This is a genomic window from Micromonospora sp. LOL_015, from assembly GCF_048060275.1.
GTDB lineage: Bacteria > Actinomycetota > Actinomycetes > Mycobacteriales > Micromonosporaceae > Micromonospora_E.
This window is the reverse complement of sequence record NZ_JBHMIO010000082.1, coordinates 1-10194: the sequence shown is the minus strand read 5'-3', so window position 1 is coordinate 10194 and position 10194 is coordinate 1. Positions and strand designations below refer to the sequence as shown.

The window sequence follows — 10194 nt, the reverse complement described above, 5'->3', positions numbered from 1 at the left end:
AGCGGGCATGGCCGGTTCTGAGGGGGCCCCGGCGCAGCAATGCGCCGGGGCTACCCGACGAGATCTGGTTCGGGACCATCACCCGCCAGGCCATCCGACGCGGCACCTTCGCCTCGGTCCAGGTCCTGATCCGGTCCATCCGCGACTACATCACCACCTGGAACGCCAACCCCCGACCCTTCACCTGGACCGCCACCGCCGACGAGATCCTCGCCAAGGTCCAACTCGTCCAGACCAACATCAAGAAACTCGTCGCGAACAACACCAAGTAAACCCATCAGGATCACGCGACACTAGTTCGTGATTCGCTGGAGCCTGATCCCAGCCTCCTTGGCCAGCTGGAAGGGCTGGCCTGGGGAATGCCTGGACGGTGCCGAGCAGTTCGCGTTCGTTCCGACCGGTGAGCTTGTGGCCGATGATCTGAAGGAGCTGGGCCCACCTTTTGCTGGGAGAGTGGCCGGTGCAGCTTGGCGACGACATCGGAGTCCGTGAACGACCTCATCGCCATTGATACCTGCTCCGGGTGCCACATAGGTGCGATGTGGTGGGCGACGACCGTCGGCGAGAGTTCAGAGGACGTCTGATTCACGTATTTTGCCGGTAATGTGGGTTTAGCCGTATCGCCAGGTTGGGGTGGTTTCGGTGGTGAGTCGTTTGGCGAGGTTGTCGATCATCGCGATGGTGATCATGCTGGCGGAGTTGTCGGGTCGGGCTTCGTAGTCGCGTACGAGTCGGCGGTGGTGCATGAGCCAGCCGAGGGTGCGTTCGACGACCCATCGGCGTTTGACGACGCTGAAGCCCTTGGTCTGTGGGTCCTTGGTGACGATCTCGACGTCGACGCCGAGTGCGGCGCCGTGTTCGACGACGCGGTTCTTGAAGCCGGCGTCGGCCCAGGTCTTGGTGAGGGTGGGGTAGGTGGTGGTGGCCTGGTCGAGCAGGTCTATGCCGATGGCGTTGTCACTGGCGCTGGCCGCGGTGACGATGACGGCGAGGAGCAGTCCGATGGCTCTGGTGGCTTGACTCGGCCCCACCGTGACGGCTCCATTCGGCCCCACCGGCGGTCAGGGAACGCCGATCCGTCGATGCCCCAGATCGCGAACCAAGTGCTGGCAGCGACAAGGAGGTCCGTCGGTGTACTGGACCGTCGGCCGGTTCAGGGCCGAAGTGGGGCCAAACCAAGCCGTCTTGGTGGGGCCAGATGAACCTGTCACAGCCAGTCCGAGGGTGTCGGTGATGATGCCGCGTTTGCGGCCCACGATCTTCCTCGCTGAAGCTTGCAAACTGGCGCTCCTGACAAGTACAAGGTCGGCGCCCGAAAGGCTGTTTGACTGACCGAATGTAGACCGGATGCCACCGATGCGGCTGTACCTCAGCGGGTCTGCACGCTGCTGGATCACGGGGCTGGTTCAGTAGCAGCACTGACCAGGTTCCACCTTCAGCCCTCTGTAGCCCGCAACATCCACAGTACTTTCGACCGTGCCACGTACTCGTACCCCGGTGCCAACTCGGTGAGACTCACGGTGACAAGTCTCTGCTATGGACCATTACGGTCCTGCCGCGCTATCTTCACCGTGTTCGATCGGCGTCGAGACTTGTACGGGGGAAGCGTGCCGGAGTATCGGACCGCGCTGCAGGCGGTGCTGGACCAAGATGTCCGCCCACACGCGGCGGACATCGATCGATCGGGGCGGTACCCTCGCTCCGCGATAGCCGCTCTCGGCACCGCTGGCTTGCTGGGCCTGACGAGTGCCCGCGAGGTGGGCGGCGCAGGCTTGGGGCTGGACGCGGCCGCCGAGGTGATTGAGGCGCTCGCCGGGGTGTGCGGATCGACCGCGATGGTGACGTTGATGCACTACACGGCGACCGCCGCTATCGAGCAGAGCGGGCCGGAGGACGTCCGCCGCGCGATCGCCGCCGGCCGGCATGTCACTACGCTCGCCTTCTCCGAACAGGGCTCACGCAGCCACTTCTGGGCGCCGCAGTCCACCGCCACCGCTAGCGGCGACAAGGTGCTCCTCAACGCCCGCAAGAGCTGGGTGACGTCCGCCGGCGAAGCCGACAGCTACGTCTGGTCGAGCCTGCCACTGGCCGGGAATGGGATGACCCTGTGGCTGGTCCCGTCGGCGACGGCTGGGCTGGATGTGGCCGGGCCGTTCGACGGTGTCGGCCTGCGGGGCAACGCTTCCCGCCCGATCACCGCGACCGACGCGCTAGTACCTGCCGACGCGCTGCTCGGCAAGGACAGCGTAGGCCTCGACGTCGCACTGGGCGTGGTGCTACCGGTGTTCACCGTGCTCAGCGCGGCGTTCTCGCTGGGAGTGTCGGAACGCCTGGTCACTCTGGCGGCCGCGCACCTCACCAACGCCCGCCTCGATCACCTGGGACAGTCCCTGGCCGAGCAACCGGTCCCTCGGGCGGCATTTGCCCGGATCAGGACAAACGTGGACACCACTCGGGCGTTCGTGTCCGCCACGCTGGCCGCGCTGGCCGCCGGTAAACCCGCCGCCCAGCTGCGGGTGTTACAGGTCAAGGCGGTCGCCGGAGAGACGGCCGTATCGGTCGCCAACGAGGTGATGCGCCTGGCTGGCGGCTCGGCGTTCCGCAAGGAGCTCAGTATCGAACGGCACTTCAGGGACGCGCTGGCCGCCCGGGTGATGGCGCCGACAACCGAGGCGCTACATGACTTCACCGGCCGGGCGGTCCTCGGCCTGCCGCTGTTCGATGCCCCGGTGGTGCCGGCATGACCGCCTTCACGATGGGCGCGGTCACCTACGACCCTAAGGTCGTGACCATCTGGGACGGCTTCCGATCTTGGCTGACCGCTGCCGGACTGCCGTTCGATTACGTCCTCTACTCCCACTACGAGCGGCAGGTCGAAGACCTGATCGCCGGGCGCATCGACGCGGCCTGGAACTCCCCACTCGCCTGGATCCGGGCCCGCCGACTCGCCAAGGCGCAGGGCCTGCCGATCCGGGCACTGGTTATGCGGGACACCGACCGCGACCTGACCACCGCAGTCGTCGTCCGCACTGACAGCGACATCGCCTCCGTCGATGACCTGCGGGAGCGGACGGTCGCGACCGGAGCAGTCGACTCACCGCAGGCGACGCTGCTGCCGCTGGAGCACCTTCGCAGCCAAGGCCTGCAGCCCGGCACAGACTTCACGGTCCACCGCTTCGACGTCGGGGTCGGCCTGCACGGCGACCACGTCGGCGGGGAGCGCGACGCCGCCCGAGCCCTGATCGCTGGCGAGGTCGACGCCGCCTGCGTGCTCGACGGCAACCACCTGCTCTTCACCAAGGAGGGCGTGCTGCCCCCCGGGAGCACCCGGCTGCTCACCACCACTGGCCTCTACGACCACTGCAACATGACCGTCACCGGCGCCGCCGACCCGTCCCTGGTAGCGCGGTTCGAGGAACTGCTGCGTTCGATGTCGTACGCCGATCCGACCGTGCGCCCGCTGCTGGACCTGGAAGGGCTGACCTCCTGGAAGGGCGGCCGTATCGACGGATACGACCTGCTGGAGTCAGCCGTCACCGCCTCCGGTTTCTACGACGGGACGGGCACGGTGACCGCCGCCGAGTACCGGCCGTGAACTTGGACCTGGCTGGCCTGGCCTTCGACACCGGCGGCCGCCTGCTGGTACAGAAGACCCTGGCCGGCCTGCCACCAGAAAGCACAATCACGGTTACCGGCCGCGACCCCTTTTTGACCCTGCACATGAGGGCCTGGTGCCGGGCGGCCGGCCACCGCGCGACTGCCGGCGACGACGGCCGGGTCGAGGTCGTCAAGGGCCGTCAGGATGCCGGCCGCTGGAAACATGCGGAACGAGCCGGCGAACCCGGCACGGTAGCCCGCCAGCCTCCCGCACACTGGGGACTGGCGGCCCGTGGCGCACTGCTCGAAGCCGGCGGGCCCGAGCCGGCCTACGACTTGGCCGACAGGGACATCGTCTGGGCCGACCTGGCGCCCCGCCTGTACGCCCACGCCGCAGCCGCGCAATGGGACCCGGCAACCGCGGTCCCGTGGGACTCGCCGTTCACCCTGCCGGCTGACATCGAGGCGGCGGTCGTGCAGATCATGACCTACCTGGTTGAGAACGAGCAGGCCGCCCTGGTCATCCCGGCCCGGCTGCTGACTCGCATCCACCCGCACTTCCGGGAGGTGGTCGGCCTGCTCGCGGTGCAGGCCGCTGACGAGGCCCGCCACGTCGATGTCTTCACCCGCCGGGCGCTGCACACCGATGGTCAGATGGGCACCTCCTCGGCCGGCGGCCGGGCGTCCCTCGCGTCGCTGCTGGCCGAACCGGACTTCACCCTGGCCTCATTTCTTCTGTCAGTGCTCGGCGAGGGCACGTTCGTGCACCTGCTCAACTTCCTCTACCGACACGCGCCAGACCCCGTTACTCGGGCGGTCACCCGGCTGGCCCGCGCCGACGAGGCCCGGCATGTGGCGTTCGGTCTGGCGCACCTCGAACATCAATCGGCATTGGACCCGACAATGCTCGGCCGGCTGCGGGGTGCCATCGAACGCCGCCACGACGTGCTCATCGGCACCGCCGGCCTCAACCAAGACGTGTTCGACGCCCTGCTGCTGCTGGCAGCCGGAGACTGGGCTCCTGCGGCACTCACCCGAGGCCACCTCGCCGTGCAGCAGTTGCAAGCGGACATGGAAGCCGGACGTCGCCGGCACCTGGCCCGCCTCGGTTTCCCCGATGACGAAGCCGCCGAACTGTCCGCGCTGCACACCCGCAACTTCATGTGAGGCTTCTCCGCCAGGCTCAAACGTCCCGCGCCCCGACGCACCTGGCGTGCTGACCGGCAGACCGGGTTCGGGAAGGGCATGGCGGCCATGCCGTGACAACGCCGCAGGCCGGCTGCCGGCTACCTCAGCGTGCCTCGGGGGTGAGGCCGGAGCGGATCTGCCGCTAGAAGATCGGCTTCGGGCATGCCCGGCATCGCAGCCGTTCCCTGCGGCCCGGACCGTCAACGACGTCCCCTCCGGACATTAGCAAGGCCTCTGAGCCCGACCAGATATTGCACGAGGCATAGTTCGATACCGGAGTATTTCGTCATATTCCTTCAATGTTTCCCAGATCGGATGTCCAGTTGGTGTCGCGGCGGCAGGGTGTGCCTATCAGCAGTTGGAGGGGAGACGGAGAATGAAGAGTCGGGGTGTGGTCGTGAAGCGGTGTGGTTGCCTGAGTTCGGCAACCGGGCGTCCTCTGGGTAGGGCGTGTTCGAGGCTGCCGGAGCGCGAGCACGGGAGTTGGTACTTCCACTGTTCGACCAGAGACCTGTTGGGGCGGGTCGAACGCGTCCGGCGGGGTGGTTTCCCGTCCGAGGAGGCGGCCCGTCAGGCGCGCGATGACCTGCTGGCATTGTCTCGGGAGGAACAGGCAGGCCGGGCGTGGACGGTCGCCCGGTGGATGCGGTACTGGCTGTCGGCCCGGAAACGGATCCGGCCCACGACGAAGATGCACTACACGCGCGATGTCGAGAACTTCCTGATCCCCCACATCGGGCATCTGGTGCTCGGTGACCTGAACTCGCGGCAGCTCAACGCGGCGTTCGCGCGGATCGCCGTTACCCGTAACCGGGTCGGTCAGCCGCAGACGGCGTGCACGTTGCAGCACATCCACAGCACTCTGCGGGTGGCCCTGAACGCCGCGGTCCGCCACGGGCTGATCGTCGACAACCCGGCCTGCCGGGTGGAACTGCCCGCTAGGGAGCGGCCGCAGGCACTGGTGTGGACCGAGGCCAGGGTCGCCGAATGGCGGGTCAGTGGCACGCGCCCCGCGGTGGCGGTGTGGACGGCGGCGCAGCTCGCCGATTTCCTGGACTACGTCCGCGACGACACCCTGTACGCGTTGTGGTGGCTGATCGCCCTGCGTGGGCTGCGCCGTGGCGAGGCGGCGGGGCTGCGGTGGGTCGACGTCGACCTGCACGAGGGGCAGTTGTCGGTGGTCCGGCAGCGGACCACGGCCGGGTACGACGTGTACGAGGGCCCGCCCAAGTCCGCGGCCAGTCGCCGCACTGTCGCTCTCGACACGCATACCGTGCAGGTGTTGAGGCGCCACTACGCCCGGCAGGGGGAACGGCACGCCAGCCGTGTCGGCGCGGGCAAGGTGTGCCACCTGAGCGGCTACGTGTTCACCGGTGCCGACGGGCTGCCGCTGCACCCCGGTTACCTCACCCAGCGTCTGCGGTTCCTGGTCGACCGGGCAGGGCTTCCACCGATCCGGCTGCATGACCTGCGGCACGGCGCCGCAACGCTCGCGCATGCCGCGGGCGCGGATTTGAAGACCGTCCAGGACCAGCTCGGGCACGCGAACATCCGCCTCACCGCCGACGTTTACACCACGGTCCTGCCGACGACGGCGCGGGAGGCGGCCGAGGCCACGGCCTCGTTTCTCCTCGCGGCTGGCAGGCCGGGCGCGCAGGTCAGGCAGCAGATGGATCGCAGGCCGCGTCCCTGAGCCTCCGGTCACGAAACCTGGGCCATGCCTGGAGCCCGTGCAGCGGGCCCGAAGGCCTCTGACGGCCAGGCAGTGGATGACGGCGTCGTGGTGTCGCGTCCACCGGAGAGTCAAAGATCGAGCGGCGACTCGGGTAGCTGCAGTGATGAGTTGACCGCAGCCTAGGTCAAGGAGCGGATCCGGAAAACCGCCGACGATTCGGTGACGGAGTTAGGGCTGTTCCCGAGCCGGGGGAGACTGCGGGGTGTGTCTGAGGTCCGAGCGGATTCGGGCGCACGGCGCGCTGGGCCGGTGTCCTACACCCGGATCTGCTACCTGGTTCGGGTGGCCGTCAGGTTCGGACGCGGTGTTGAGCCGCCGTGCGGATCGCGGGCAGGTGGTTGGTCAGGGTCCGGGCATGTGCGGCCAGGATTTCCGTTGACCGCTCGACGTGGTCCCACAGCGCCTCTTCCTCCGCGACCACCTCCGGGTCGTCGGCGAGGGCGTCGGCGTCCTCCGGCTCGGCGACCCGGACCGCGGCGGCGAGTGCGTCGTCGACGGCCCTGGTCGCTTCCCGGACGGCCTCGACAACGGTCGGCGGCACACCGGCGGTGGTGAACGCTGCGGCGAGTCTGTCCGCAGGCGGCAGCGCCGGCATCTGGTAGGCGGCCCACGTGTCACCCCACATGCGCGGCAGGCGGGCACCCGGCGAGGTTTCGTCATCCACGATCAGCTCTCCCGACGGGGAGCGTTGCGCCATCGGTCCCGCCCAGGCGGCGAACTCGCCCGCATCCATGGAGATGTCGGTGGCTTCCGGATTCATGGGCGGGACGGTGAACAGCGCGACGAGCTCGGCCAACGCCCTGTCCTCGTCGGACCATCCCGGCAGGTGGCGAAGCTCCTCCTCAATGAGATAGGCGCTGGGATCGGCACCGGCAGCGCGCACAGGGTTGACCGGTTGACCCGCCGCGGCGGACAACGCGGCATGGGTTGCCAGGTCCGCCCACCACGCGACGACTTCCCGACTCGACTGTCGTAGGAGGCGGGCGCGGTGGACGGCGTGGTCCAAGCGCACCGAGGACAGCGCCCGCCGCGGGTTCGGGCAACTTCGATAGCCGGCCGGCGTCCCGGTCTGGATAAGCCAGCGCTCGTTGTCGTCGTTGCGTTCATCGACTTCACGCTGGGCCACGGCCCATTCCTCGATGAGACGGTCGGCCACCGCAGCAAGGTCCGCAAGGACGGCGTCGACGGCCTCGGCGGTCATCTCGGAAGGCACCGGCGACGCCGCATGGTCAGGAAGCTCGCTGGTCTGCCTCACTGGCGCTCTCCTCCGGCAGGTGATGGGGCGAGGCGGTCGCGTCCGCAACGAGTCGCCGTTGATGGAGGCTACGCACCGCCCAACACCGCACCCACTACGACACGCCAACAGACCATCGCCTGCGGTAACCGCATCCCCGGCGCGCGATACACGCGATCCCGACGTGTGCGAGTCCCGGGTGCGCCGTCAGGAACACCACAACCGGGATTGGGGATTGGTGATGATCGAATGATGGCGTGATTCACCAACCAATCGAATCATAACTCTCCGTGTTCTCGTTTGTCTCGCCGACACCAGCGGCCTCTCGGGGTGACTCCTGTCGGGAACAGGCGTTGCCACGGCGGCGTTGGCCACCCGAGTACCCACATTCCCGCAGGTCCAGTGGATGCCAGATAGGCGGGAATCTTTCATCGGATCGGGGAGCCATGAAATCCAGAGGCCGCGTCTTCAAGCGTTGCGCATGCTCCGACTACGTGACAGGAGGTAACCGAGGCGGTCATTGTTCCCGGCTGAAGGATCGCGGTCACGGCAGTTGGTATTTCCACTGTTCCACCATGAACATTCTCGGCCGTCCGCAACGGGTTCGCCGGGGCGGGTTCCCGTCGCAGGCCGCGGCCCGTCGCGCCCGTGACGAACTGCTGGCGATGTCATCGGAGCGCCGTACCGCGCAGAGCTGGACGGTGGCGCGGTGGCTTGAGCACTGGATCCAGACCCGGACACGGCTGCGCCCGACCACCAAGCTGCTCTACGCCCGCGACATCGAACGGTTCCTCATCCCGCACGTCGGACGGACGCTCCTGTCGGAGCTGACCTCCAGCCAGCTCAACGCGGTGTTCCGTGCCATCGCGCGGCAACGCAACAAGTACGACCGGCCCCACTCGGCATCGACACTGAGACACGTCCGTGCCACGCTCCGAGCCGCCCTCAACGCGGCGATCCGGGAAGACCTGCTCACCGACAACCCCGCACGTCGCGTCGAACTGCCCAACCCGGCCCAGACCCGGGCGCACATCTGGACCGACGAAAACGTCGCGGCCTGGCAGGAAACCGGCATCCGGCCGGCGGTCTCGGTCTGGACGGCACCCCAACTCGCCGCGTTCCTCGACTTCACCGCCAACGATCCGCTCCACGCCCTCTGGCGCCTGATCGGCCTGCGCGGGCTCCGCAGGGGCGAGGTCGCCGGCCTGCGTTGGTCCGACATCAACCTTGACGCCAACGAGTTGACCATCCACCAGCAGCGGACCTCCGCCGGACACCGCGTCTACGAGGGGCCACCCAAGAGCGCGTCAGGGCAGCGGGTCGTCGCTCTCGACGAGGCCACCGCCACCGCCCTGGCCCACCACCGCCGGCAACAACAGCAGCAGGCCGCCCGACGGATCGAAGCCCGGCAGGCCTACCGCGACACCGGCTACGTCTTCACCCGACCCGACGGCCAGCCCTACCACCCCGGCTACTTCACCCAACGGTTCCCAACTCTGGTCCAGAAATCCACCCTGCCACCCATCCGGCTACACGACCTGCGGCACGGCGCCGCGTCCCTCGCCCACAACTCCGGCGCGGATCTCAAAACCATCCAAGCCCAACTCGGCCACTCGCGGATCGACACCACCGCAGACGTGTACACCAGCGTGCTACCAGCAGCCCAACATCAGGCCGCCGCAGCCACCGCTGAACTCGTCCGAAATGCAGCCCGGGAACGCCGCGCCGCCATCGGGCGCGCCGCCCGCAAGGCCGCCAAGACGGCGAAAAAACCAGGAGGCTCAGCGGAGCCGGACCAGCCGGAGGACCGCCGAACCCCAGGTCAAGGCCATGATGATCACTGAGCAACTACAGAGAGTGATGGCGCAGACGTGACACAGGTGTGGCAACGAACGTCCACACTCCATCAACAGCAACAGGGTCTGATCTGCGTTTCCGCAGGTCAGGCCCTTGTTGATCTCGCGCGCCCGAAGGGACTCGAACCCCTAACCTTCTGATCCGTAGGTTCAGGCGGCGAGGCCGGCCGAGGATCGGCTACACCCAGGGTCACGGACGGACGAGGCGCTGATCGCCGAGGTAGAGCACGTCGACCGGAGTCTCGGCGAGGAACCGTCGTGCGTCGGCTGGCGTGTCGACCATGGGCTGACCGGCCACGTTCATCGAGGTGTTGGCGAGCAACGGCGCCTCACCCCGTTCCTCTAGCCCGCTCAGCACGGCGTGAAGGAACGGGTGCTGGTCAGGGGTGACGGTCTGCACGCGGCTCGTTCCGTCCACGTGGACGATGGCCGGGGCTCGGTCCGTAGTCTCCGCCTTGGCGGTGTACGCGTAGGTCATGTAGGGAGACATGAGACTGCCGTCGAAGAAGCGGCCTAGGTCCTTAGCCTCAATCCGTGGACCTGCCTGGTTGGGTGATGTCCGAATCGCAGTATGGATGCAGTGA

7 protein-coding genes and 2 pseudogenes are annotated in these 10194 nt (G+C 67.8%); 6 read left to right on the top strand and 3 right to left on the bottom strand.

Annotation, left to right across the window (positions count from 1 at the left end):
* Nucleotides 1-272: pseudogene (locus ACFHWU_RS28045) on the top strand (hypothetical protein); the annotation flags it as partial.
* Nucleotides 273-611: 339 nt separating this feature from the next.
* On the opposite strand, the pseudogene ACFHWU_RS28040 reads toward ACFHWU_RS28045, so the two are convergent.
* Nucleotides 612-1013 (bottom strand): annotated as a pseudogene (locus ACFHWU_RS28040) (transposase); the annotation flags it as partial.
* Between the two features lie 558 nt (nucleotides 1014-1571).
* On the opposite strand from ACFHWU_RS28040, the gene ACFHWU_RS28035 reads away from it, so the two are divergent.
* From ACFHWU_RS28035 to ACFHWU_RS28020, 4 genes are all read left to right on the top strand, one after another.
* A complete protein-coding gene (locus ACFHWU_RS28035) occupies nucleotides 1572-2744 on the top strand; it encodes an acyl-CoA dehydrogenase family protein (RefSeq protein WP_416592154.1) in 1173 nt (390 codons plus the stop codon).
* Nucleotides 2741-3595: a phosphate/phosphite/phosphonate ABC transporter substrate-binding protein gene (locus ACFHWU_RS28030; protein ID WP_416592153.1), complete on the top strand. Its 855-nt coding sequence runs from the start codon at nucleotides 2741-2743 to the stop codon at nucleotides 3593-3595. The genes ACFHWU_RS28035 and ACFHWU_RS28030 overlap by 4 nt, the downstream gene beginning before the upstream one ends.
* Entirely contained in the window at nucleotides 3592-4764 is a 1173-nt protein-coding gene (locus ACFHWU_RS28025) for a ferritin-like domain-containing protein (RefSeq protein WP_416592152.1), read from the top strand. Before ACFHWU_RS28030 ends, ACFHWU_RS28025 begins: the two co-directional genes overlap by 4 nt.
* A 664-nt stretch (nucleotides 4765-5428) precedes the next feature.
* Nucleotides 5429-6478: a site-specific integrase gene (locus ACFHWU_RS28020; RefSeq protein WP_416592151.1), complete on the top strand. Its 1050-nt coding sequence runs from the start codon at nucleotides 5429-5431 to the stop codon at nucleotides 6476-6478.
* A gap of 331 nt (nucleotides 6479-6809) precedes the next feature.
* Here ACFHWU_RS28020 and ACFHWU_RS28015 read toward each other — a convergent pair whose 3' ends face one another.
* Complete coding sequence (locus ACFHWU_RS28015; protein WP_416592150.1) at nucleotides 6810-7775, bottom strand: hypothetical protein; 966 nt, start codon at nucleotides 7773-7775, stop codon at nucleotides 6810-6812.
* A gap of 554 nt (nucleotides 7776-8329) precedes the next feature.
* On the opposite strand from ACFHWU_RS28015, the gene ACFHWU_RS28010 reads away from it, so the two are divergent.
* A complete protein-coding gene (locus tag ACFHWU_RS28010; protein ID WP_416592149.1) occupies nucleotides 8330-9598 on the top strand; it encodes a tyrosine-type recombinase/integrase in 1269 nt (422 codons plus the stop codon).
* Nucleotides 9599-9800: 202 nt separating this feature from the next.
* Here ACFHWU_RS28010 and ACFHWU_RS28005 read toward each other — a convergent pair.
* Nucleotides 9801-10194, bottom strand: a 394-nt coding sequence (locus ACFHWU_RS28005; RefSeq protein ID WP_416592148.1) for a carbamoyltransferase C-terminal domain-containing protein, incomplete at its 5' end; no start/stop codon positions are given.